The 23,839-nt window shown below is 53.2% G+C and carries 27 protein-coding genes; 13 read left to right on the top strand and 14 right to left on the bottom strand.

Annotated features, from left to right (window positions below):
* Positions 1–742: enolase C-terminal domain-like protein (locus PJE062_RS18640; protein WP_037037602.1), on the bottom strand; the 742-nt coding region annotated here is incomplete at its 3' end.
* A gap of 5 nt (positions 743–747) precedes the next feature.
* Positions 748–2,439, bottom strand: a complete 1,692-nt coding sequence (locus tag PJE062_RS18645) for a thiamine pyrophosphate-binding protein (RefSeq protein ID WP_037037605.1) — start codon at positions 2,437–2,439, stop codon at positions 748–750.
* A gap of 206 nt (positions 2,440–2,645) precedes the next feature.
* Here PJE062_RS18645 and PJE062_RS18650 point away from each other — a divergent pair, with 206 nt between their 5' ends.
* From PJE062_RS18650 to PJE062_RS18680, 7 genes are all read left to right on the top strand, one after another.
* Positions 2,646–3,344, top strand: a complete 699-nt coding sequence (locus tag PJE062_RS18650; protein WP_008551148.1) for a GntR family transcriptional regulator — start codon at positions 2,646–2,648, stop codon at positions 3,342–3,344.
* A 129-nt stretch (positions 3,345–3,473) separates the two neighbouring features.
* Positions 3,474–4,235, top strand: a complete 762-nt coding sequence (locus tag PJE062_RS18655; protein WP_008550907.1) for an aspartate/glutamate racemase family protein — start codon at positions 3,474–3,476, stop codon at positions 4,233–4,235.
* A gap of 3 nt (positions 4,236–4,238) precedes the next feature.
* Positions 4,239–5,069 carry a pyrroline-5-carboxylate reductase gene (gene proC / locus PJE062_RS18660; RefSeq protein WP_008551101.1) on the top strand — a complete coding sequence of 277 codons (831 nt, stop codon included), beginning with the start codon at positions 4,239–4,241 and terminating at the stop codon, positions 5,067–5,069.
* Positions 5,070–5,194: 125 nt separating this feature from the next.
* A complete protein-coding gene (locus PJE062_RS18665) occupies positions 5,195–5,548 on the top strand; it encodes a helix-turn-helix transcriptional regulator (RefSeq protein ID WP_037037608.1) in 354 nt (117 codons plus the stop codon).
* A gap of 13 nt (positions 5,549–5,561) precedes the next feature.
* Positions 5,562–6,068, top strand: coding sequence for an SRPBCC domain-containing protein (locus PJE062_RS18670; RefSeq protein ID WP_008550771.1), 507 nt, complete (start codon positions 5,562–5,564; stop codon positions 6,066–6,068).
* 283 nt (positions 6,069–6,351) lie between these two features.
* Positions 6,352–8,061, top strand: a complete 1,710-nt coding sequence (locus PJE062_RS18675) for a methyl-accepting chemotaxis protein (protein WP_008551209.1) — start codon at positions 6,352–6,354, stop codon at positions 8,059–8,061.
* A 145-nt stretch (positions 8,062–8,206) separates the two neighbouring features.
* A complete protein-coding gene (locus PJE062_RS18680) occupies positions 8,207–9,235 on the top strand; it encodes an agmatine deiminase family protein (RefSeq protein WP_008551155.1) in 1,029 nt (342 codons plus the stop codon).
* An 85-nt stretch (positions 9,236–9,320) separates the two neighbouring features.
* Here PJE062_RS18680 and PJE062_RS18685 read toward each other — a convergent pair whose 3' ends face one another.
* From PJE062_RS18685 to PJE062_RS18715, 7 genes are all read right to left on the bottom strand, one after another.
* The gene (locus PJE062_RS18685; RefSeq protein ID WP_014290131.1) at positions 9,321–9,962 is read right to left on the bottom strand and encodes a LysE family translocator; all 642 of its coding nucleotides are present in this window, start codon (positions 9,960–9,962) and stop codon (positions 9,321–9,323) included.
* Positions 9,963–10,649, bottom strand: coding sequence for a hypothetical protein (locus PJE062_RS18690; RefSeq protein ID WP_157039231.1), 687 nt, complete (start codon positions 10,647–10,649; stop codon positions 9,963–9,965).
* Positions 10,646–11,419 carry a radical SAM protein gene (locus tag PJE062_RS18695; protein ID WP_008551087.1) on the bottom strand — a complete coding sequence of 258 codons (774 nt, stop codon included), beginning with the start codon at positions 11,417–11,419 and terminating at the stop codon, positions 10,646–10,648. Before PJE062_RS18695 ends, PJE062_RS18690 begins: the two co-directional genes overlap by 4 nt.
* Before the next feature lie 474 nt (positions 11,420–11,893).
* Complete coding sequence (locus PJE062_RS18700) at positions 11,894–12,748, bottom strand: methyltransferase domain-containing protein (protein WP_008550824.1); 855 nt, start codon at positions 12,746–12,748, stop codon at positions 11,894–11,896.
* A gap of 182 nt (positions 12,749–12,930) precedes the next feature.
* On the bottom strand, positions 12,931–13,221 hold the full coding sequence (locus tag PJE062_RS18705) for an SCP2 sterol-binding domain-containing protein (RefSeq protein ID WP_008550769.1): 291 nt from the start codon (positions 13,219–13,221) through the stop codon (positions 12,931–12,933).
* Between the two features lie 116 nt (positions 13,222–13,337).
* Positions 13,338–14,174, bottom strand: coding sequence for an S-formylglutathione hydrolase (fghA, locus tag PJE062_RS18710; protein WP_008550880.1), 837 nt, complete (start codon positions 14,172–14,174; stop codon positions 13,338–13,340).
* Between the two features lie 129 nt (positions 14,175–14,303).
* Entirely contained in the window at positions 14,304–15,413 is a 1,110-nt protein-coding gene (locus PJE062_RS18715; RefSeq protein WP_008550872.1) for an S-(hydroxymethyl)glutathione dehydrogenase/class III alcohol dehydrogenase, read from the bottom strand.
* Between the two features lie 260 nt (positions 15,414–15,673).
* Between PJE062_RS18715 and PJE062_RS18720 the strand changes: the two genes are divergently transcribed.
* Complete coding sequence (locus PJE062_RS18720; protein ID WP_008550791.1) at positions 15,674–16,141, top strand: hypothetical protein; 468 nt, start codon at positions 15,674–15,676, stop codon at positions 16,139–16,141.
* A 61-nt stretch (positions 16,142–16,202) separates the two neighbouring features.
* The gene (locus PJE062_RS18725; protein ID WP_050773949.1) at positions 16,203–16,646 is read left to right on the top strand and encodes a hypothetical protein; all 444 of its coding nucleotides are present in this window, start codon (positions 16,203–16,205) and stop codon (positions 16,644–16,646) included.
* Here PJE062_RS18725 and PJE062_RS18730 read toward each other — a convergent pair.
* The 3 genes from PJE062_RS18730 to PJE062_RS18740 all read right to left on the bottom strand — a co-directional run bounded on the left by PJE062_RS18730 (position 16,630) and on the right by PJE062_RS18740 (position 19,447).
* Positions 16,630–17,694, bottom strand: a complete 1,065-nt coding sequence (locus tag PJE062_RS18730; RefSeq protein ID WP_008551179.1) for a YeiH family protein — start codon at positions 17,692–17,694, stop codon at positions 16,630–16,632. The genes PJE062_RS18725 and PJE062_RS18730 overlap by 17 nt on opposite strands.
* Positions 17,695–17,841: 147 nt before the next feature.
* Positions 17,842–19,044, bottom strand: a complete 1,203-nt coding sequence (locus PJE062_RS18735; RefSeq protein WP_037037616.1) for an MFS transporter — start codon at positions 19,042–19,044, stop codon at positions 17,842–17,844.
* Between the two features lie 133 nt (positions 19,045–19,177).
* Complete coding sequence (locus PJE062_RS18740) at positions 19,178–19,447, bottom strand: helix-turn-helix transcriptional regulator (RefSeq protein WP_235861609.1); 270 nt, start codon at positions 19,445–19,447, stop codon at positions 19,178–19,180.
* A 255-nt stretch (positions 19,448–19,702) separates the two neighbouring features.
* Between PJE062_RS18740 and PJE062_RS18745 the strand changes: the two genes are divergently transcribed.
* Together PJE062_RS18745 and PJE062_RS18750 are read left to right on the top strand one after the other, a co-directional pair.
* Positions 19,703–20,485 (top strand): alpha/beta fold hydrolase, encoded by a 783-nt coding sequence (locus tag PJE062_RS18745; RefSeq protein WP_037037663.1) that lies wholly within the window; start codon positions 19,703–19,705, stop codon positions 20,483–20,485.
* Positions 20,482–20,967 carry a VOC family protein gene (locus tag PJE062_RS18750; RefSeq protein WP_008550777.1) on the top strand — a complete coding sequence of 162 codons (486 nt, stop codon included), beginning with the start codon at positions 20,482–20,484 and terminating at the stop codon, positions 20,965–20,967. Before PJE062_RS18745 ends, PJE062_RS18750 begins: the two co-directional genes overlap by 4 nt.
* An 11-nt stretch (positions 20,968–20,978) precedes the next feature.
* Here the strand turns inward: PJE062_RS18750 and PJE062_RS18755 are convergent, their stop codons facing one another.
* Complete coding sequence (locus PJE062_RS18755) at positions 20,979–21,770, bottom strand: cyclase family protein (protein ID WP_008550932.1); 792 nt, start codon at positions 21,768–21,770, stop codon at positions 20,979–20,981.
* 208 nt (positions 21,771–21,978) lie between these two features.
* On the bottom strand, positions 21,979–22,533 hold the full coding sequence (locus PJE062_RS18760; protein WP_008551068.1) for a TetR/AcrR family transcriptional regulator: 555 nt from the start codon (positions 22,531–22,533) through the stop codon (positions 21,979–21,981).
* A gap of 210 nt (positions 22,534–22,743) precedes the next feature.
* Between PJE062_RS18760 and PJE062_RS26150 the strand changes: the two genes are divergently transcribed.
* Together PJE062_RS26150 and PJE062_RS18770 are read left to right on the top strand one after the other, a co-directional pair.
* The gene (locus PJE062_RS26150; protein ID WP_008551119.1) at positions 22,744–23,208 is read left to right on the top strand and encodes a DUF1348 family protein; all 465 of its coding nucleotides are present in this window, start codon (positions 22,744–22,746) and stop codon (positions 23,206–23,208) included.
* Positions 23,209–23,415: 207 nt separating this feature from the next.
* Positions 23,416–23,839: pyridoxamine 5'-phosphate oxidase family protein (locus PJE062_RS18770; RefSeq protein WP_008551112.1), on the top strand; the 424-nt coding region annotated here is incomplete at its 3' end.

The raw sequence follows: 23,839 nt of genomic DNA on the forward strand, positions 1-23,839 counted from the left end.
TTTCGTCCGCCAGAAGCGGCACATCGATGGAATTTCGGATAGTTGCCATAAGTTCCCGAAGGTTATGAGCAACGGGCTGTTCGATAAAATCTGGTTGAAAAGTCGCGATGTCACGAACGCACGCTAGGGCAGAATCGTGGTGCAGGCCCTGATTGTAATCCACGCGAATGGAAAACTCAGGATAGTTCATGCGTAGGTGCTCCATACGCATCATATCAAACTCATGTCCCTTGAAGCCGGTTTTGAGTTTGATGATGCGCACGCCATCCTCTTTCAAACGCTCCATCAATGCCAGATCACGATCGAAATCAGGATCAGCAATAGAGCAGGAAAGCGGAATGGTATCACGGCATTTACCGCCCAGAAGCGCCCAGACCGGCAACCCGGAGATTCGCCCCTGAAGATCCAGCAGTGCAGATTCCAGCGCAGCTTTTGCTTCCGTGCAATGTGCCACCGCTTTTTGAGCGTCTTTCATGATCGTGGCACGCTCACCAATGGTGCGGCCTACAACGAGCGGACGGATATAACGATCCAGCGCCGCAAAGCTTGCCTCAGCAGAGCCGGTGAACACGGACCAGGGCGACGCTTCCCCCCAGCCGGTTTCACCTCCCTCCGCCGTTAAGCGGAGGATGATGATGTCTACGGCATGCTCAACTGAGCCGATGCCATGGTCGCGGCGGGCATTAACGGGCAACTGTACATGCCAAACATCCATACCGGTGATCTTTTGTTCTGCATTCATGGCTCTTATCCCATCCAGCGGCGTACAGGTGCATTTGCTTCTTCAAGAGGCTGGGTCACAACATCAATCAGTGTTGGACCATCATGTTCAATCGCCTCTTTGAGCACGCGTTCCAGATCATCCGGATTTTCAACGCGCCAGCTCTTCACGCCATAGGCAGCAGCCACAGCGGCCTGATCGGTGCGGTTGAAGTCTACGTTGTAGTAGCGTGCATCTGTGTCCGCATACTGGCTGGCTTTGATCCAGCCGTAGTTGGAGTTGGAGAACACGATGTAAGTGATTGGTGCGCGAGAGCGGCACACGGTTTCCAGCTCACCACAGGTGAAACCGAAGGAGCCATCACCCATCATGGCAACCACTTTGCTGGATGGACGGCCATACCATGCACCCAGCGCGGCAGAGAGCGAGTAACCCAATGCACCGTGCGCACGGTTGGTGATGAAGTGACGACCAGACTGCGGCAGCTGATAATACGCAGAGAAGTAAGGGCAGGAGGTGCCAGGGTCAGAGATGACGGTTGCGTCAACCGGCAGCACCTTCATCATGGCATCAATCACACGTTCCGGACGGATCGGCGCTTCACCGCTCTGTGCCAGTTTATTGAAGATCTCGAACTTACGTTTCTTGATGTCCGCAACAGCAGCAGCACCGCCAAAGGTGTCTGCACCCTGATCACGTCTATCAAGAACAGCGTTGACCTGCTCAAGAGATAGTTTCAGATCACCAACAACACCCACTTCCACTTCGTAGTTCGCACCGATCACCATCGGGTCGTTGTCGAAATGAACCACACGGGTCTTGGCGGATGGGGCTTCCCAGCGGGAGGTGGTGGTGGAACCGGCACGGGCACCCATGAACACCACGAGATCCGCATCTGCCATGGCTTCCCATGTCTCATCCGTGCCGCCATTAGAGCCAACAACGCCCACACAGTTCGGATGCGTTTCAGCCAGCGAGCCTTGACCGGAGATGGACGTTGCGACCGGAATATCGAGGCGTGTTGCCAGACGATCCAGCTCTTCCATCGCGCCTGCAATCACAACGCCGCCGCCACAAACAATCAGCGGCTTCTTTGCAGAAAGGATCGCATCAACAGCCGCTTCTGCAGCACCCGGAGCCGGGGCCTGACGGTAAGCTGGATAAGAGGTGAGCTGCTGATCGGCCCAGATGTCGGAGGGATCAACGGCATCATACTGAATGTCGTAGGGCAGGCCGAGGTGTGCCGCACCGGAGCGACCGGTTGTCATGGCGCGGAAGGCTTTGCGAACCATACGTGGAATGTGATCTGCACACTTGATTACGGTATTCCACTTGGTCAGCGGACGCATCAGCGCTTCCTGATCCACTTCCGTCAGCGGGTACTTGCCGTAGGACCCGACGGAGATATCCGTCGTAATGCCAAGCACAGCATAGGAGCTTTCAGAAGCTTCAATCAGACCCGGCAGAATGTAAGTGGCGCCACCACCGGATGGCCCCTCACACACACCCGGACGACCAGTCACTCGTGAATACGCATCCGCCATGTAAGTGGCGCAGCGCTCATCACGGGTCAAAACGTGGGTCATCTTGTGATCAAGCTTATACATCGCGTCATAGAACGGCAGTGTTGTATCGCCGCAAAGACCGAAAATGTGCTGAACGCCCTGAGCCTCCAGCATTTTTACCATGGCTTCGGCACCATTCATCTTATTCGTCACAGTGTCACCTATCAGACCCGTCCCACCCGTTAAGCAGGCAATTTACTAAACCCGAAGAATGCAGAATCGATTGCACTCAAAATTGTATACAGCACCATATTCAATATTGAGCGCAGGTCAAATGGAATGTACAGTTCACCTATGACGTGGTAAGTGCTGAGCCGATTTTTGGGGCCTGCAGCGGCAGGATTGAGAGCGATTTTGGAATGACAAAAGCTGATAGCAACGTGGACCGCATCTACGAAAAACTACGGAAAATGGCGGCGTATTTTGAACTTAAGCCGGATGCCCGTATCAACGAGAGCGCGTTATCCACAGAGTTGGGTGCAAGCCGGACACCACTGCGCGAGGCGTTGAATCGACTCGTGGCAGAAGGCTTCCTCACGTTCCAGAGTGGCCGCGGCTTTTTTTGCCGCCCCCTGAGCCCAAAGCTTATTCTTGACCTTTATGAAGCGCGTGTCGCCATTGAGACGGAGATTGTCCGCCTTGTTTGCCGCCGGGCCAGTGATGAAGAACTTCAGGATCTGATGGAGTTTTTGAAGTCCACGGAGCCGGACTACGACAGTTGCGAAGACCCCATGGAGCTTTTGAGCATGGACGAGGCGTATCACATGCGCATCGCTGCTCTGTCTCAAAGCAACGAGTTGGTCCGCATTCTGGAAAACCTGAATGACCGCGTGCGCTACATTCGTCTTGTCGACCTGAAGTACCTGCGCGGCAAGACCCCTGTTTCCACGCAGGAGGAAGCCCAGCTTTCAGCCCACCGTGTGGTGCTGACCGCCCTGATCAACCGGGACGAAGACAAAGCGGTTTCCACCATGCGCCATCATATTGAACGCCGCCGCGACGAGGCCACCGAAGCCGTGCGCATCGCCTATTCGCAGCTCTACGTTCCAGCCGATTAACGCGTACTCCCGAAGGCGCTTTTTGCTTTCGGGGGGAGGGTACGCGGAAAACCAAGAGCAAAGCAGCCTGGGGATCCCCAATACTCCGGCTGCTTTGATCCCCCAAATTTAAGGAAGAGGTTTTGAATTATGTCCGTTGAGTATGGAGGCAAGACCGTATTTGGTGCCTCGGTCGGCATTCTCATGCTGGAGACCAAGTTTCCGCGTATTTACGGCGATATTGGCAATGCACAGACGTGGCCGTTCCCGGTGCATTACCGCGTGGTGCGCGGCGCGACCCCAAATAAGGTGGTGCGCAACGACCCGCGTGAACTGATGAATGAGTTCATTGAAGCAGGCCGCGATCTGGTGCGCATGGGCTGTGACGGCATCACCACCAACTGCGGGTTTCTGGCACTCATTCAGGATCAGGTGAAGGAAGCGCTTGGCGTGCCTGTTGCCACCTCTTCTTTGATGCAGATCCCAAGCGTGCAGCAACTTCTACCGAAGAACAAACGCGTAGGCGTTATCACCATTTCCAAAGAAACGCTGACCAAGGAGCACCTGAAAGCAGCCGGTGCGCCAGAAGATACGGTGATTGTGGGCACAGATGGTCTGCGTAACTTCACCCGCGAAGTGCTGGATGATTACGACGCCATCAATTTTGATAATGCCCGCCTTGACCTGCTGGACGCCGCCGCTGAACTGGTGACCAAAAACGAAGGCATCGGTGCGATTGTGCTGGAATGCACCAATATGGTGCCTTACGCCAATGACATCCGCAAACTCACCGGTTTGCCGGTATATTCCATCTACACTTTCGTGAACTGGTTCCAATCCGGTCTGGTTCCGCGTAAGTTCCCGCTGGAACTGGATGACCCGCGTTTGAATTTAGCGACCTACGGAAATTAATCGATGTCCAAGCCTAGTCAGATTGAAGAGATAAACACAAACGGCCTTGTTTTGCTTGGCTGCGGAAAGATGGGCTCGGCCATGCTGAAAGGCTGGCTGGAAGCAGGCGTTCTGCCGTCCAGCACCACCGTGATTGACCCTTATCCATCTGACTGGCTCCGGTCACTGGAAGATCACGGCCTGAACCTGAACAAGTCACTGCCAGCAAACCCCGCCGTGTGCATTCTGGCCGTGAAGCCGCAGATGATGGGTGATGCAACCCCTCAGATTGTTGCTCTGGGTGGCGGCGGAACCGTGTTCATTTCCGTTGCAGCTGGCACAAACCTGAATACGCTTCTTTCTCTGGTGGGAGAGGGTAGCCCAATTGTGCGCGCCATGCCAAACACACCGGCAGCCATTGGCCGCGGCATCACCGCACTCATTCCAAACAGCCATTGCTCAGAAGACAATCTGGCCATGGCGCAGGAACTGCTCGCTGCTGTAGGCCAGACTGTGGTGCTGGAAAATGAAGGCCAGATGGATGCTGTTACGGCTGTGTCCGGCTCCGGTCCGGCCTATGTGTTCCATCTGATTGAGTGCCTCGCCAAAGCGGGTGCAGAGCAGGGCCTGCCAGAAGAGCTTGCTATGCAACTGGCAAAAGCCACCGTCGGCGGTGCAGGGCAACTGGCAGAAGATGCCAGCGACAGCCCATCTCAACTGCGCATCAACGTGACATCTCCAAACGGCACAACAGCCGCTGCTTTGGATGTGCTCATGAATGAAGACAACGGCATGCCAGCGCTTCTTTCCCGCGCAGTTGCGGCAGCTAAGAAGCGTAGTGAAGAGCTGGCTTAAGTTCTTCTGACTTCACCGAGTTTTAAAGCCCCGCTTTTCATCAGGACGGCGGGGTTTTCTTTTACTCTCCCGCAACTGTCAAAAACAGGCTTGACCAATTTTGATTCTTATATAACCATACGGTTATGCAACAACTAAACCAGACACCCCAGCCCCAAAACCTTGATGCCGTGTTTGCAGCACTGGCCGACCCCACCCGCCGCGCAATCCTAACACGGCTCGCCAGTGGGGACGCATCGGTCAATGAGCTGGCTGAGCCGTTTCGCATGAGCCAGCCCGCAGTTTCAAAGCATTTGAAAGTTCTGGAGCGGGCAGGGCTGGTTGAACGCGCCATAGACAAACAGCGCCGCCCGGCCCGGCTCAAAGCTGCGCCCATGCGTGAGGCCGTCAAATGGCTGGAAGAGTTTAGCAAGTTCTGGTCAACCAGCTTCGATCAGCTGGATGATCTTCTGGAGGAATTGAAGAAATCCGAGAGTTGAGGAGGGAATAAGAATGAGCGAACTACCAACCTATGTTTTGGAACGCACCTTTAACGCCCCGCGCGAACTGGTCTGGCGCACGTGGACCGAGCCGGATCTGGTTTCACGTTGGTACGGCCCAAACGTGGAGAGCATTCCGCACAAGATGGATGTGGAACAGGGCGGCCTCTGGCTGCATGAAATGAAGTGGGGCGACAACTCCAATTACCAGCGCGCCGAGTACATCGAAGTCTCCAAGCCTGAAAAGCTCGTTTGGCTTCATTCCAATGCAGATGAAAACTGGGAGGTCGCAGGCAATCCCATGATGCCTGACTGGCCACGCATCCTGCTGACCACCGTGACTTTCGAGGAAAACGGCGACCAGACCAACCTCCGCCTTACATGGATTCCCCATGAAGCCACCGAAGCCGAAATCACCTGCTTCGAAGCTGCCATCAGCGGCATGAACAAAGGCTGGAACGCCGGTATGGCTCTCCTGGAAGACCTCCTCGCCGAGCTTCAGGCAAGTTTGACGGCGTAGGGTGGATTGGAGACCTCTCCTCAGCCCCGACCTCTCCCTAAGAGGCGGGGTTTTTCTTTGGGTTGATTGAGGTCTTTTGACGCATAGGTAAGCAGTTTTTACGCAGAAATCTGCCCTATCGGAAATATTATAAGTAATTGTTCTGATTATATTTCTGCATATTACCGAGCGGAATAGATCAAAATTTAATTTGTTATTAGTAAGTCCGCCATACCCCTAAAACTAACAGTGGTATTCTTAGAAAATACCCGCAGCGGAAAATAAGAATATTTATGGGGCACTAATGCACTTTTCCGGTATTAAACTCACCACAAAGATCGCTCTCGCAGTTTCATTTGCCATTGTCCTGACAACTGGCATTCTGGTGTTGGCCGCAGACCTTTTACTCTGGGGTACGCTGAGTGATGAAGTGGACAAACGTCACGACATCAATCTTCGCATTGCGGCGGCGCAGCTCCAGCAGGAGTTCCCATCAGCGACCGTTAAACTGGATCACAACTCCAATGTTTCCAAGATCATCATCAGTGATCCGCTGAAGTTTTCTAATAATGATCTTGTTGATCACATCGGTCACCTGACCGGTGAGACTGCCACTGTTTTTGTGTGGGATGACTCCAACCAGGATTACTGGCGCAAAACCACCAATATCAAGAATAAAGCAGGCAAGCGCGCTGTTGATACGCCTCTGGGCAAAGGCGGCGCTGTTTACCCGATTATCAAGTCCGGAAAGACCTTCCGCGGCGAAGCCAACATTCTTGGCATGGCGTACTACACGCTCTACCAGCCAATCTTTGACAGCAACAACCGTGTTACTGGCATTCTTTATGTGGGCGTTGAAAAATCTCACATTGAGGCGCAGGTTGATCACGTCACTTGGAACCTGCTGTACGCTGCTATCGGTCTGGCAATTGTTCTCGTCCTGCTGGCCTACTTCGGCTTCAAGATGATGCTGAAACCAATCCCGGCCATGACATGTGCCCTGCGTGATCTTTCCGAGAACAAGCTGGACATCAAGATTGGCTACTCCGATCGCAAAGATGAGATCGGCGAGATGGCACAGGCGATCGAAGTGCTCCGCCAGAACAACGTTGAGCGCATTCGCCTGCAGGAACAGAGCGACGAAGAGCACGGCGCACGTGAGCAGCGTCAAAGCCGGATCGAGAACCTTCTCAGCCAGTTTGGTGCAGAGGTGACTGAAGCCCTACAGAGCGTTGATCAGCGTTCGCAGGAGATGGAACACACAGCAACCCGCCTGACCGGCATTGCAGAAGACTCCGCGCTTCGCTCCAACACCGCACGTGATGCTTCTGAAGAAGCTTCTGCCAATGTGCAGACCGTTGCAACAGCAGCTGAAGAGCTGAGCGCTTCCATCGAAGAAATCAGCCGCCAGCTGGGTGAAACCAACCGCGTGGTGGGTGCTGCAACAAGTGGCGCAGAAGAGAGCAGCCAGAAAGTTCAGGCTCTGGACAGCGCAGCGCAGAAGATTGGCGAAGTGGTCAACCTCATCCGCGACATTGCTGAACAGACCAACCTGCTGGCCCTGAACGCCACCATCGAGGCGGCACGCGCTGGTGAGATGGGCAAGGGCTTTGCTGTTGTGGCTTCTGAAGTGAAGGAGCTGGCAACACAGACCTCCAAAGCAACAGAAGAAATCTCCGCGCAGATCTCTGGCATCCAGAACTCCTCCAAGGAGACCGTGGAAGCTATCGTGGGCATCAGCGACACCATGAGCGAAGTAAACAAGCACGCCACCTCCATTGCAAACGCTGTTGAGCAGCAGGGGTCTGCGACCATGGAGATCAGCGAGAACGTTCAGATGGCAGCTCAGGGCACCCGCAGCGCGGCGCACAATGTGAGCGAGGTTTCCGTGAAAGTGACTGAAACGCAGGAAGCTGCTTCTCAGGTGCTGGACGCGTCTCAAGCGGTGGCTGACAATGCAGCTCGCCTGCGCAAGACCATCAACTCCTTCATGGAAGACATCCGCGCAGCTTAATCACGCGCGTATAAATCAAATCAGAGTGGCCGCATTTTCCGAGTGAGAATGTGGCCATTTTCTTTTCTGGTGAAGGATTAGTCATCCGGCGTTCACTTGCCCGTTTCTATAACCGACTGTATTGATTGACCTGTTGGGGGCACACATGAAGAAACTCAAATCAAAAATCAAACTGCTCGGATATTCCTTGCTGGCAAGTGCCGGTGCGATGCTGGCGCTGAACTCAGCATCACATGCGGCAGGGCAAGACCTGATCGTCATTGCAGCACCATCCATCAGCGACACCTATGATGACCCGGAGTATGCAGAGCTATTCCAGGGTATCGTGGACTTTGACATAGCCTACGCAAACGCTGTTTATGGGAACGACGAAGTGAGGATCGTCGTGGATGCGCAGACCCGGCCTTACTTTGCGGGCAAGGTGCCGGAAGAAATCATCATCAATGACTATCTCCCGCATATCTGGGCGCGGGATTACACCGTCATCAATCCAAGCAAGCCGGTTCAGTTCCGTTACACACCTGTCACTTTTGAAGGCGATCAGGCCGTTGCCGATGAAATGCAGGAAGGCTTCAACGCATTTGCAACTGCGAGGGGCCTGACATTCGGCAAGACAAAGTACATGCTTGATGGCGGCAACATCGTCGACAATCATGCAGGCCGCGTGATCACCACAACCCGCTTTCTGGAGGACAACGATCTTTCTTACGAAGACGGCAAGGCGGTGTTGAAAGAGCTGCTGAATGCGAAGGAAGTTGCGATCCTGCCACCGGATGAAGAGGTGATGGCCCACAGCGATGGCATGGTGATGTTTGCGGAAGAAAACACCCTCATCCTCAATCGCTATGATGAGCCGATATACTCTGAGATTTTGGAGGAGCTGGAAACCTCGTTCCCGGGCATCAAGATCGTCGACGTGGATGCTATGTGGGATGAGACGAACCTGTCCAGCGCGTGCGGTGTCAACGTCAACGCAGCCATGACCAGCAACTTCATCTACATGCCGCACTTTGGTGACAAAAACAGCGACAAGGTGATGAAGACCATTCAGGCCAACACCAGCAAAAAAGTTATTGCGGTGCCTGCCAACTCCGTCTGCAAACTCGGCGGTTCCGTCCGCTGCCTCACCCTGCAGCTGAAAGGCAAAGCCGCGCAGGCATTCTTGCAGAACTGAACGGCAAAACCCCGCCTCATGGGCCAAGGCGGGGTTTCTTCCAGGCAAGCGGCAACTTGCTAAGACAGCCGCCGCATTGCTTGACTCAGAAAAGCTGTCCTAGTGCATCCAGAAGACCCAGTGTTGCAGTGAGCACCAGAAATCCGCCAAGCCCCGGCACGATCCAGTTGAACACCTTGCTCTCATCAAAGACCTGAAGAGACAGCTGCCCCAGAAATCCGTAGACCATAAAGCAGATGAGTGCGATCAGTCCGATTGGCAGAAACACAGAACTGAGTGCTCCGGCATTGGTCGCGATCTCACTGTTCACGAACTGCGGGAAAAGGGCCACAAAGAACAGGATTGCCTTGGGATTGAAAAACGCGATTAAAAAGCCGGTCTGAAATCCTTCGCTCGCCTTGGAAAGCTGCTTCTCTGCCCCATCCGTTTCCAGCTTAAAGCTGCCACCGTGCCGGATGAAGATGTATCCGATATAGGCAATGTAAAGCGCACCGACCGCTTGCACTGTCAGCAGAACGCGCGGCTCAAGTGAAACCACTGAGCGGAAGGCGAAAAACGCAATCAGCGCCTGCCCCAGGGAGGCTGTGACATTCCCCAAAGCAGGAGGCACAACCCCGTTCACACCACCCCGGGCTCCCTCTGTAAAAGCAAGAGCCATGCTGGGGCCGGGGATGATCGAGACAGAAAAAATCGCGATGCAATACAGGATGAGTTGGTCGACACTCATTTAAATTCTTTCAGTAACATTCTGACGGTTATTCGCGGTATTGTCGGAATTGATCACACCGCTATGGATCGCCTCACCAATTTTGAAACCTTCATGGATGTACTCATCAATGACTTTCTGGCCCTCTTCTTTTTTAAGAAGCCGAACGATGTGGCCCATGAACACCTCCCCTAATATGGAAAGGCGGTAGTCATCATCACTCTCGATAACCAGAGCTTCATCAATCAGGTCCTGCAATGTGGAGAGCTGGGATGCATCAACATCCCCATCTTCGATCATTGCGTGAAGCCTGTCTTTTTTCAAGCCTTGATAAAACAACGGGAACGTCCATAAGGACATATCCTTCTGGTGATGCAATGCCGACTTTCTCAGGTTGAAGCCGAACTCCCCATTGCCAATGGCAGCCTTCCAGTGATTGATATCGACGGTGTTTTCAAATCGCACGCCCGGGGCGGAGCCAATGGCCTGCGCACCTGCTGCGATCAGGAAGGTATCGTAGTGTGCCGCACCAATGCACTCATTGCCTGGAAGATGATCCAGAACTGTTTGGTCAACCGAGGCCCGGTCCACATAGGTGTTGGTCCCCCGGCGTACCCAACCCGCTTGCTGCAAGGTGCTGTAAGAATGAAGCCGCATCACCGCCTGTTCTTTATGCGTTGGCACATGCGGAACTTTTTCCCCCTTCACATCAGCCACCAGAGAAGGGGCAGCGCGGGCGTAAGCAGATAGGTGCTGACAGCATTAATAACCGGATGCTTCAAAGCATAGCTGAGATCTGCTTCCACATCGGCCAGTGTTTGCCCCGGCAGGCCGGTGATGAAATCAGCGTTTACAATCGGGGTTTGCCCAGCAACATACTCACAGAGTTCCTCTACTTTTCGCATAGAACGTGGCAGGCGCACATTGGCTCTGATCTGCGGATTGATGCTTTGTACGCCGAAGCTGAGTTTGGTTACCTTGTGCGCAATCAGCTCATCCAGAAAATCCGGTTTGGTTGTCGAAGGGGCGCATTCAATGGCGATCTCGGTGTTGTCATCAATCCCGTCCAGCCCGCGCACATGAGACAGGAGCTTGCCAATCTGGCCGCGCACAAGATCCGGACTGCCGCCACCAATGTGGACGGACCGAATACGCTTTTGCCCATAGGCGGGTGTGATCTGCAGGATCTTATCGAGCTGTTTGATCAAAAGCGCGATGTACTCACGCGCATCAGCAAAATCTAACGTGTTGCCACCAGAGAATGCACAAAACGAGCATTTCTGTGCGCAGTACGGAATATGGAGGTACAACTGAAAGGTTGTCTGCTCCGTTACCGGGGCAGAGGCGATTGAATGCACGACCTCCGCTTCACTCAGCTTTTTGCTGTCCGCCACCATCCAGTAATCGATCGTGTTGCGCGCCATGTAGTGGAAACGGGTATTTAAAAGACTTTCATCACCTTTACGAAGATCAACCATTCATCACCCAATACTTAGATCAGAAGTTTCGGGTGAGATCCTATTAACGCAGAGGCATATAAAGCAATTATACGAGATATATTATACATTGAAATAATCTAAGCATCACAATAACTTGCGGAGCACAAAAGAGAACGAAATTCACTAAATAAAAGCAAAACACAATTAAGCAATATGCCTAATATTATTAATAATAGAAGAGCGTCGCCGACCGGATAATTCTAAGCTCATGGCACCTTAGTCACTGGGATAAAACGAAGTGCTGCAGCTGAGGCCATAAAACCGAAGATCAACGGACGGGCATTTCGGCGAGTATTCCCAAAAAAAAGGAGTATACGACAGCTGAGAAATGCTTTGGTGTTTCCCAAAAGCGGAACTCATCACGCCAAAACTGGAGATCTACATTCTCCAAAAATCTTCATTTGACAGAAAATGCGCTGGTCACCGGACCAAAAAACACGGCGTGTCCTGTGGCTACTCAGCGCCCATCTTTCTGGCGATCACCAGTTGACCGGTGATTGGGTTACCGTGTTCAAGCCGGATTATCATTTCAGTGCGATCCAGTAGTTCCAGATTGTTCTGCGCCAGCAGGCGCTGAATGTAATCCAGTGAGTGAGCATAGCGGCAGTGCTTGCCCATCACATAGGACTGGCCGTTGAAGTTTTCTTCCGGCTGGACCTCATTTGAGAAAAGAAAGATTCCATCAGGCGTCATACTGCCCGCGATGTGCGAGAACATCTCATCCAACTCGCCGTTGTACGGAATAACGTCAGTTGAGACGACGAGATCCCACGGTTCATTGCAGTTTGCCTTGAGGAACCGCGTGATCTCTTCTTCGTGCAAGACATCGTAGAGCTCTTTCTCTCTCGCTTTCTCAAGCATCTCTGCAGAAAGGTCTAAGCCAGTTTTGTGTGTGACTTGCTCCTTCAGAACCTCACAGCAAAGGCCAGTTCCGCAGCCAAGATCCAGCATGCGCTTGAACGGGCCGAGCCCAAGCGCAGCAAATCTCTCACCTACTTTCTCTGGAATGGCATACTTCAGGTTTTCCAGAAGGCGTTGATCGTAGGTTCCGGACATCTGACCAAACAGCGACAGAATATGGGCTTCGGGCATACTGCTAGGCACATCCCTTTTACCAATGGCAGCCAGATGGAGGGCGGCGCCTATGCTGTCTTCAGGGTCATTGCGCAACATCTGCTCAAAAGCTTCTGCGGCTTCATCGTATTTGCCGGAGGCTTCCAGATCCAATGCATTGTTGAGCTGAAAAAAGTCAGAAATAATATCTGCAACGGGATTAAAGTGATTGTTATCGCCAATATCATTGCCCATGGCTCACGCCCTCATGATTTCAGGTGAGCGCAGTTGGCCATAAAACACTTAAGGAGCCACCCCTGCAGTCTGGCTGATCTTCCGAAAACTGTAATCAGTCTGTTGAGAGGTCTTGTTAAAAGGCAAAGAAAAACCCCGCCTCACGAGGAAGCGGGGTTCTCAATAACAGAAGCTGGGTCAGCTTAGCCGAGGATCTTGCCAAGGCTCATGGCAACCATCTTGTCGCCACCAATCTTGATCTTGCCCATCATCACCGCAGTCATTGGGTTGACGGAACCATCCACCAAGCCTTTGAAGGTCTTTGCAGAACAAGAGATTGTGCAATCTGCCTCTGCTTCTTCTGCGCGCGCACCGTTTTCGTCAACGATGATGGAGCCCTCATCCTTGATGTTGAGCGCAATAGACTTTGACATATCGACGCCATCAAGCTTGTCGTTGATTCCGGATACGATCTTCTGGATGAATTCGGACATCTGATCCTCTGGCTGTTTTTCTGTTTAGGGAGGGCAAACCCTCCAAATTATTTCAGCTACTTAACCACTATCTGTGGCGATAACAAGCGCCTCAAAGGTCTAGTATACGTAAAGCACTAAACCAATTCGTCATAGTGCCATGCAATGTGATCCTGCATAAAGGACGCAATGCAATAGTAGCTGTGATCAAATCCGCCATGCATGCGCAGGGTCAGATCAACGCCTTCATCCCGGCAAGCCTTTTCAAAAACCCAAGGTTTCAGCTGCTCTTCGAGGAAGCCATCTGCAGAACCCTGATCAATCAGAATTCGGCCTTTCCAGCCACGGGATTTGACCAGCTCGCAAGCATCATAGTTTGCCCATGTGGACCGGTCGTCGCCGAGGTAACCGGAGAATGCCTTCTCACCCCATGGGCAGTTGATTGGGTTTACGATTGGTGCAAAGGCGGAAACGCTTTTGAACAGGCCCGGATTTTTCATCGCAAGGGTCAACGCACCATGACCGCCCATGGAGTGGCCGGTGATCCCCAGAGCACTCAGGTCAATCGGGAAGTGCTCTTCCAGAATCTCCGGCAGCTCCTGCGTGATGTACTCTTCCATGCGGTAGTGCTTGGCCCATGGTTCCTGCGTAGCGTTCAGGTAGAAGCCGGCGCTTTTGCCCATGTCCCAGCCATCATCGTCCGCCACATCATCACCGCGTGGGGATGTATCCGGTGCAACGATAATCATGCCCATCTCAGCCGCAGCACGCTGGCTGCCTGCTTTGGTGACCATATTCTCCCAGGTGCAGGTGAGGCCGGAGAGGAACATCAGGGTAGGGCACTCTTCACCGTTCAGCGCGCGGCGCGGCAGAAACACGGCGAATTCCATTGGTGTGCCGGTGGACTTGCTGTCATGGCGGTAAACGCGCTGCTCGCCATCAAAACAGCGCCAGCTTTGGATCAGCTCAATCATAATAGCTCTCTTACAGCGCATTCCCGAAAAGCGGCTCCGGTTTTCGGAAAAGAATACGCATTAAAATGAAGGTCTAAGCAGAGCATACGTCCGCTTAGACCTTATCAATACGAAAACCCGGAATAAGGCTTAAAACGTCACAACCGAACGGATGGACTTGCCTTCATGCATCAGATCAAACGCCGTGTTGATCTCTTCCAACGGCATGGTGTGGGTGATCATGTGGTCAATGTCGATCTTGCCGTCCATGTACCAGTCCACGATCTTCGGCACATCCGTACGACCACGCGCGCCACCAAATGCAGTGCCTCTCCAGGAGCGGCCAGTGACCAACTGGAATGGACGGGTGGAGATTTCCTGACCAGCACCAGCAACGCCGATGATAATGCTTTCGCCCCAGCCTTTGTGACAGCACTCAAGCGCCTGACGCATGGTGGTTGGGTGGCCGATACACTCGAAGGAGTAATCCGCACCGCCACCTGTCAGATCAACAAGGTAAGGCACCAGATCGCCTTCAACTTCCTTCGGGTTCACGAAGTCGGTCATGCCGTACTTTTCAGCTAGGTCTTTTTTGGCAGGGTTCAGGTCCACGCCAACAATCTGGTCCGCACCAATCAGACGAAGGCCCTGCACAACGTTGAGGCCGATACCGCCGAGGCCGAACACAACAGCCTTACAGCCCGGCTCTGCCTTTGCTGTGTTGATCACAGCACCAACGCCTGTGGTCACGCCGCAGCCGATGTAGCAAACCTTATCAAACGGTGCATCCTGACGGATCTTCGCAAGGGAGATCTCTGGCAGAACAGTAAAGTTGGAAAAGGTGCTGGTGCCCATGTAGTGGTGAACTTTTTCACCATTGATGGAAAAACGGCTGGTGCCGTCCGGCATCACACCTGCGCCCTGTGTTGTACGGATGGACTGACACAGGTTGGTTTTTGGGTTGAGGCAGTACTCACACTCGCGGCACTCTGGCGTGTAAAGCGGGATCACATGATCGCCCGGCTTCAACGAGGTGACGCCTTTGCCAACTTCGCGCACGATGCCAGCGCCTTCGTGGCCTAAAATGGCTGGGAACAGACCCTCAGGGTCATCACCGGAAAGGGTGAAGGCATCCGTATGGCATACGCCAGTTGCCATAATTTCAACCAGAACCTCAAAGGGTTTCGGGCCTTCTAGCTGAACCGTTTCGATGGAAAGAGGGGCTCCGGCTTTATAAGCGACAGCGGCGCGTGTATCCATATTTTAAACCTATACGTCTTGTAATCGACCCACCGAAAATGGCAGGCCCTCCCCAAAGTTGTTGAATGCGGCGCACACCTCCCGCGTGTCACCACCAAACTTGCACCCACAACTTATAACGCGCAAAGACGCGAATTGCATCAGCCAATTCAGGAGTTTTGCTTAGAGATGAAAGTTCCTAACAAACAACATTTTTGAGTGCACAGAGTGGACTTCATTGCGCGATTCAATCATTAGATTGTTGTTTTCAGGAGAAAATTATGAGTGGCCTGACCAAGGGTAAGATTCTCGAATTTTTGCAGGGCTATCCGGTTTACCTTCTGGCCCTGACGTTGGCTGGGATCACCGCTTTTCTTGGCTTCTATTTGCTCGCCATCTTCCCACCTGTCGGCTTTGTGCTCCTTTACATCCTGCAGGACAGGATCCCGCTCACAACGTTCATCCCTTTCATCGCTGGCCCCGCCATACCGGCAGCCATCGTCTTCTACCTCATCCTCAGAAAGACGCGGTTGAGGCTTACCATTCCAGCAGTCTTGGTCGCCTATGCAGCAGGGAACGCTACAGCCATCCTGCTCCTGCCTCTCATCGCGACGCCAGCGGTTGCAAGGCTGGATGGCTTCCTGATTTTCTTAGGGCTTGCATGCTCAGTGGGATACGCATTCGTTTATTGGCGACGCGATACAGCTGAAGCAACAGATAATAAGCAAGCCCCTGATCACTCATCATAGCTTTCAATGCACGCTTATTGCATGATCAGATCATTGCTGGATGTGAGAGATAGATAAACAAATGCGCGACAGAATTTTTGAGTTTTTTCGCCTCTATGCAATCTATAACATTGCAATCGTTCTTGCTGGTCTCACTACCTTCATAGTCTTTGCTTTGCTCGTGCGCTTCACACCAGTAGGCTTTATAGTCTTTATGTTTCTTCGAGAGGTTACGCGTACTGAGGATGTTGCTCCTCTTATTTTAGTTTCCAGCCTACCGGCAGTTTCGGTGTTTTACTTCTTCCTCAAAAGAACAGCTTTGAGGATCTCTCTAAAGGCAACTTTCCTCTGCTATGCAGCAGGGAACGCTACAGCCATCCTGCTCTTGCCCCTCATCGCAACACCCTCAGTCACAAGGCTGGATGGTTTCCTGATTTTCTTAGGACTCGCCTGCACCGTTGGCTACGCATTCGTTTATTGGCGGCGGGTACCAAACCAACCTCACAGTCCTATAGTAGATACTTGATTGCAAGGATGATGCCGCCAAGCAGCAGAAGTGTCTCCGCGACGATGACGAACAGGTGCTGGTGGCCAAGGCTGACCAGGGTTTTCAGGGTGGTCATGACACCCAGAGCCGAGATCGCGATGACGAGGCACCAGGTGGACGCATCCACGAGGATCAAGCGGGGTGTTTCCGGTATCCAGCCCAGTGAGTTGACCACGACCAGAGCCGCAAAGCCGAATGCGAAGTAAGGGACAGGAGCTTTGGCCTCCAGCGTGGCCGTCGTGGCCTTGCCTTTGGTATGCAGCCATTTGGCGGACCAGAGGGAGATGATGAAGATCACCGGCAGAAGCATCATCACCCGCATCAGCTTTACCACCGTCCCGATTTCTCCTGCGCTGTCCGACACCGCAAAACCAGCCCCGACAACCTGCGCCACATCGTGAATAGTCGCGCCAAAGAAGATGCCAAGCTGCACATCATTGAGGCCGAACATCTGGCCGATGCTGGGGTAAAGGATCATGGCAAGCGTGGAGAGGGCGGTGACGGCAATCACTGTAAACAGGGTGTTCTGCTCATTTTCCTTCGAACTCGGCAGCACAGAGGAAATCGCCAGAGCTGCGGAGGCACCGCAGATGCCCACAGCACCGCCTGTGAGCAAGCCAAAGCTGGCGGAACGTCCCAGCAGCCGCGCCACGATGAGCCCGACAAACAACATGGCAAGGACTGAAAGGATCACCAGCGCCAGAGTTTGCCAGCCCAGCTCAAGAATCTGCGCAAAGGAAACGCGCAGGCCCAGCAGGATCACCCCCAGACGCAGCACCTTCTTGGCCGCAAAACTCAAGCCAGCCTGACAGTTGCCGTCCTCATAAATGGAATGTACTGCCATACCGATAAGCAAGGCGTACAGCATCACCGGACCGCCCTGATGCTCTGAAATGTAACGCGCGGCAATGGCGATCACCGTTGCGATGATGAGGCCGGGAATGGTCTCTCGGCCCTCTTTCATCCATCTGGAGAAGAACGGGCCGGACCCTTCCGGCTGGTCTGGCAGGCTGGAATCGGCTGGCATGAACTCACCCTTGCAATATCCCCGTGCCTCCAGTTGGAAACACGGGGAACAGCATAAAGACCCCACATGGGGAAGTGGTTACGCCAGCCAAAGAAACAGCCACACCCCATGGCAATTCAGGGGCGTGGCTTAAGTAAGTACGCGGGCTTATTGCGTTTCGCTGGCCTCTGCTGGCTGGGTTGAGCCGCCAACAAGGCTGAGAGCCAGACCGGTGCAGGCAATGAACGCGGTGAGGGCGAGGATAAGCCAACCGGTGTATTCCACGGACGTCACCAGACCAACCAACAGACCGGACAGCGGCAGGGTGAAGTTGTTGAACAGGATGATCACGCCAACAGTTTTGCCGTAGTCTTCCGGCGGAATGATCTTCTGCCGGGCGCTGCGGATATAGACGTTAAACATGCTGTCGAAGCCAAGGATCACACAGTAGCCCAGCAGATAAATCCAGTAGTTGCTGGTGAACCCAGTGATCACACCTCCAATCACCAGTCCGCTGTAGGAGATGATGCCGATATGAGTGAGCTTTAGACGGCTCACGCCGGTGATCAGCAAAACCGCAAAGGTCGCAATTGCCCCAACAGATTGCAGCAGGGCGTAGTATTCCTCTGACTGCTCATAGAGGCCAGTGACCATACTGGCCGAGGTTGCCAGCGTAACGCCAAAGACCAGATTGACCAACGCAGTGAGTGCCACGATACGCTTCAGACCCGGCAGATAAAACAGGTGGTTGAGCGCAGTACGGAAGGGTTTGGTCCAATGACCATCCAGCGGTTTGGCTTCTTTCAGCTCCACAACACTCAGTCGGCGCCAGATGGAGATGAGGGCATCGGCACTGACAAACAGTGCGCCAGACATGACCACCACAATTTCCCAGCCAAACAGGTTGAACAGTGCGGCTGCGATCACAGGGCCAAGCACGATGCAGATCTGGTCAACACTCTGCGCGTAGGATTGCACTTTGGTGAAGGCCACGTCCTTAAAGATCTGCGGCAGCATCACTTCACGAGCCATGAATCCTTGCGTGGTGAGCACGCCGGAAAGCGCTGCAATGGCAACAATCCAACCCACATGGGGCATGAAGTATTGACCAAGCAGACCAATGGCACACACGAGAGAGCGGCCCGCTTGGGAGATGCGAACCAATGTGACGGGAGAAAAACGGTCCGCCAGAATTCCGCAGACGGGAAAGCACAGGATACGCGGCAGCGTTTCAGCAGCAAAGGCAAGACCGGAAAGCGACACACTGCCAGTGGTTTGGAAGACAACAAGAGGAACGACGAAAAGCAGCAGCTGGTCCCCCAAACGGGAACCGAACATGGAGCCAAAGAACAAAAAAACGGAGCTTTTCACTCTGTATTCCAGACATAATTGGATGAGGAAACGAACAGGGGTGCTCGCGGCACAAGGTGATCCGCTGAAGATCAGGGGAGGTGGGGTAAGGCCATCAGCCTAAGAAGATCAGCTTGCAGGTTGCGTCGGCGAGTTATTTTTGTGTGGCGACCTTGTTTTGAAGGTCATCAAGGAAAAGAGAAACAGCCTCCTTGTTCAGGCGAAAATACACCCAGTTGCTGTTGCGCGTGGGCGTCACCAATCCGGCATTCACCAGCACCTTCATATGATTGGTCGCGGTGGGCTGAGAAATGCCGAGTTTTCGAGCAATTGCCCCCAAACACACGCCGTGCTCAATCAGATCGCCATTCTTCTGCGGCGGAAAATGCGCCACAGGATCCTGAAGCCATTCCAGGATGGTCAATCTGTTCTCGTTGGCCAGTGTCTTAAGGATCTCAATCAAGCTCATGCCCCCAACTATATAGCTGATTCACTATATAGCAATCCAGCAATATAGCTTATCAACTATATTCAAAATTCAACCCTGAGTGTCACCTGTCGCACCACGCACAATGCCATTGAAACCGCGCAGAAAATGGGGTGTTATTGGCTTATTGCTCTTCACTGTTTTTTTCAGAAAGCTCGTTCTGTGCCGTATCTCCAGCCGATTTTCACTCGCATGCTTACCGCAGTGCTCGCCATCCTCCTTTCAACAGCAGGGGTAAAGGCCACGCAGTTCTATCCGCTATCGCTGGACGTGAAAGGAGAGGGGCAACCCGTTGTCGTGTTCATTCATGGCAACGGAAGCAACGCCTTAGCGTGGAGCGACATCGAGCCGCAGACACGCAGCATGGGCGTGCAGACAATCGTTTATGACCGGGTTATCCTTGATCCTCACCCAATGTGGGAAGCGGGATATGCGGTTGAACACGAGGCGAAAGACCTGATCACGGCTCTTTCCGACCTCGCAGATAATGCCCCCATCATTCTCGTTGCACATTCCTACGGCGGCTACATCGCTAGCCTGCTGGCGGAAGAGCTAGAGCAGGTGCAAGGCCTCGTGCTTGTCGACGCAGGCATCCCACAGGATATGAGCGCAGAGCTGGTTGATTTTGTTCTGGCCGAATACACCCCACGCTTTGAAGCGCTTGAGAAAGCAGCACCTGAGCTGGCGAAGACCGTCATCCCAGTCATCAAAGCCTATCCAGCCACAGCACAGCGCATGGGGACTGTCACCATCCCCCAGCATCTGCCTGTCATCGACATTGTAGCAGAAACCTCGTGGGTGAAGGATGCGCAGGTCATCGCGCAAATGCACAAAGCCCATGCAGACTTCACCGCAGCGTCTCCAGAGCGGACCAGCGTTTTCGCAAAGGGCAGCGGACACAACGTGATGCAGGACAAGCCGGAGTATGTGATCGAGGCCATTAAACGCATTGTGGAACAGGTGAGGGACAAGTGAAACTCACCCACATCAACCTCGTTGCCCACGATGCAAAAGCTCTGGCCGCGTTTTATGAAACCGTATTCCAATGCAAGCAGATGCGGCCAGCCAAAGTTCTGTCAGGTGAAAAGGTCTCCAGAGGGAACGGGCTACCTAACTCCGAGATCCTCAGCATCTGGTTGACGTTCCCCGATTGCGACACGCCGTTTTTGGAGTTGCACCAGCATGCTGCAACTGAAGACCGCGGTGTTGCGCCCGTGAACGCCACTGGCTTTGGTCATCTTGCATTTCAGACACCGGACCTTCACGCATTGATCACAAAGGTTCTTTCCGCAGGTGGCAGCAAGCAGGGTGAGGTTACCAACTTCGGAACCTCCGATAGACCGCATCTAATCGCCTATATGCGTGATCCTGAAGGCAACATTCTTGAGCTGGAGCAGCCCTTTTGCATACCGGAGGAGGATCAGCAGCAATCCTCTGACCACTGCCAATCAGTTTAGTTTCCCTGCACCTAACCCGCTGGCACAAGGGCCAGTGCGCGGATCGGGCTGCCGGTGCCATTGGCAATCTTCAGCGGAGCGGCGATCAGGATGGCGCCTTTGGGCGGCAACTTGTCCAGATTGGCGAGGCTGGCAAGGCCGTAGCGGTTGGCTGCGTGCAGCAGGTTATGTGCAGGATAAGGTGGTTCCATACCGCCAGCACATCCAGCATCCGTGCCGATACACTCATTGCCCCAGCCAAGGATGCCCTTGGAGAGAAGATACTCAATGCAGTCTACCGTTGGCCCCGGAGAATGCGGGCCGTTTTCATCTACGTTGAGAAACTTCGCTTCATCTGTGTTTCGGTGATACCAGTCGCTGCGCATCACGACCCATTCACCGGCATTGATCTCGCCGTGTTCCGCCTCCCACTCTTTCACGCGGTCTGCTGTCAGCAGAAAATCTGCGTTCTCAGCAGTCTCCGCAGAGCAGTCGATTACGTTCACAGGTGCTACGAAATTTTGCGGTGAGATGGTGTCAGTATATCCATCTGCATAATCTTTACCGGTGATCCAGTGGTGCGGCGCATCAAAATGGGTGCCTGAGTGTTCACCCAGTTTCATCCAGTTCCACGCGAAGAACGGACCGTCCTCGTCATACTCAGAGATCTTATGGATCTCCACTTTCGGCGTGTTTTTGGCAAAGTCTGGCGGTAACTGCAAAATAGGCGTATCCGGCCCTAATCTGCCAGATAAATCAATCACCTCCACATCTCCGGAAATCAATTTCGCACCAAGGTCTTCCAATATGCTTTTGGTCAGCATCCCTCTTTCTCCCTCCCAGAAAGTGGTCGATCCTAATGTGAGAAGCACACCGTCCCATGAGCCTCTCATGGGACTACGCTAACCAGATTTATATGTATATGCAAATATTATCAGGGATACATGGCGTGCGACGAGAGCAAGGACTGCGCGCAAGGCACAGATATCCTTCACTAAATCCGTATCTCTTTTCTAGAAAGATGGCTGATTGTCAGGAGGCAGCGTCGATCAGCGCTTTGGCGGCTTTCTTTGCTTCGCCTGCCGGGTCATCACTGTTGCCAAAATGGGCGGTGATGATCGCGCCTTCCTGCAGCATCAGCAGTTGGCGGGCCAGAGCTTCAGGGTTCTTCAGATGCGCAGCTTCCACCAGAGCCAGCACCCCTGATAACATGTGTGCGCTGTCAACGTTGCTGGTGGATCGGATGGTCGGGCTCCGGATACTCAGAGCTGGCCTTGATGAACATGCAGCTTTGAACGTGTCTTCGCGAAACCATTCACCCAGCACATCAAACAGCGCCAGCAGCTGATCTTTCGGCTCGCTGGCAAGCTCAGACACACGCTTCGTCGACCAATCGTGAAACTGCTGCTCGCGCAATCCAAGCGCAGCCAGGATCAGGTCTTCCTTGCTTTTGAAGTGCTTGTACATGGAGGTTTTGGAAATGCCGGATTCAGCGACCAGCATATCCATACCGGTGGCGTGAAACCCGTTTCTGTAGAAGGTTTCCATCGCCTTTTCTACGAGTTCATCCCGTTTATTTTTGCGCATACCAACCTCAAGGTTTACTGATCAGTACATATAACGAAATAAATATGGCCGAACAAGGGAATTCATTTTTATCGCGAAATCAAAGGGCTTCGTAAAAGCGAGTGATATGCATCACGCAGCTCGCAATTTGGTGAATTGACTAAATGAACAGATCGGTACACCTTGCTATCAGTAACTGTACCGATCAGTAAACAACAAGAGGCAACAAAAATGCTCAGTTTATCAATGCGCCCCATAACAGACGACGCTGCGGTAGCAAAAGTAAGAGCTGCGGAAGATGCGTGGAACTCACGCTGCCCGACAATTGTTGTCCGAAACGTTTCCCGCGATTGCCTGTGGCATGACCGGAACCAGACCATTGAAGGTCGGCCCCAGATTATGGGTTTCCTTTCCGCCAAATGGAAAACCCAGCTCCATTATCGCCATATCAAAGAGCTTTGGAGCTTCAACAAAAACCGCTTCTCCATTCGCATCGTCAGCGAGTGGCGGACCATACACAACAAGTGGTTCCGCTCCTGCGGCAACGAGAACTGGGAGTTTGATGACAACGGTCTCATGAAGAAGCGGATCACCTGCATCACAGATACGGAAATCAACGAGAATGAGCGGCTCTTCGTCTGGCCCTTTGGTCGCCGCCCGGATAACCACCCCGGCCTGTCGGAGATGAACTTATAAAGAGCTCCACAGGAGGAACGCGTCCATCCGCTTAGAGCGCCAAGCACGGCCCCATCGACTTGGCCTTCCAGAACACTGCGGACCTACCCCAGTTCCTCCAGCTCTCCCCAGAGCAGTGCGACGACTACTTCCTGCCCGAGGTAGTCGTCGCATTTTTTGTATTAGTCCCCATATGCAAGCATATTGCTTCATTTATTGGGGGCTCCTATGCCAAAAGCTTTTGCTCAGATTGCCTTTACCTCTGCCGCTCAAACTTTTCAGGACCGCTACGGAACCAAAGAGGCCTACGCCAAGTTTCTGGAAGGGGAAGAGCTGAGCGGTCACACCATTGAACCGGATCATGCTGCTTTCATTGAGAGCATGGATGGGTTCTATCTCTCAACCATTTCAGAGACTGGCTGGCCCTATGTGCAGTTCAAAGGCGGGCCACGCGGGTTCCTGATGGTGCAGGATAACAGGCATTTTGCCTATGCAGATTATCGCGGCAACCGGCAGTACTTGAGCGCTGGACACATCTCCCAGAATGCACGTGTCTCCCTCATCCTCGTGAACTACGAGACACAGGAAAGGCTGAAGATCTGGGGGGAGGCGCGGATTGTGTCTTTGGATGAAGATCCTGACTTCGTGCTGG

Origin of the sequence: Pseudovibrio sp. JE062, from assembly GCF_000156235.1 — a bacterium.
Taxonomy (GTDB): Bacteria; Pseudomonadota; Alphaproteobacteria; order Rhizobiales; family Stappiaceae; genus Pseudovibrio.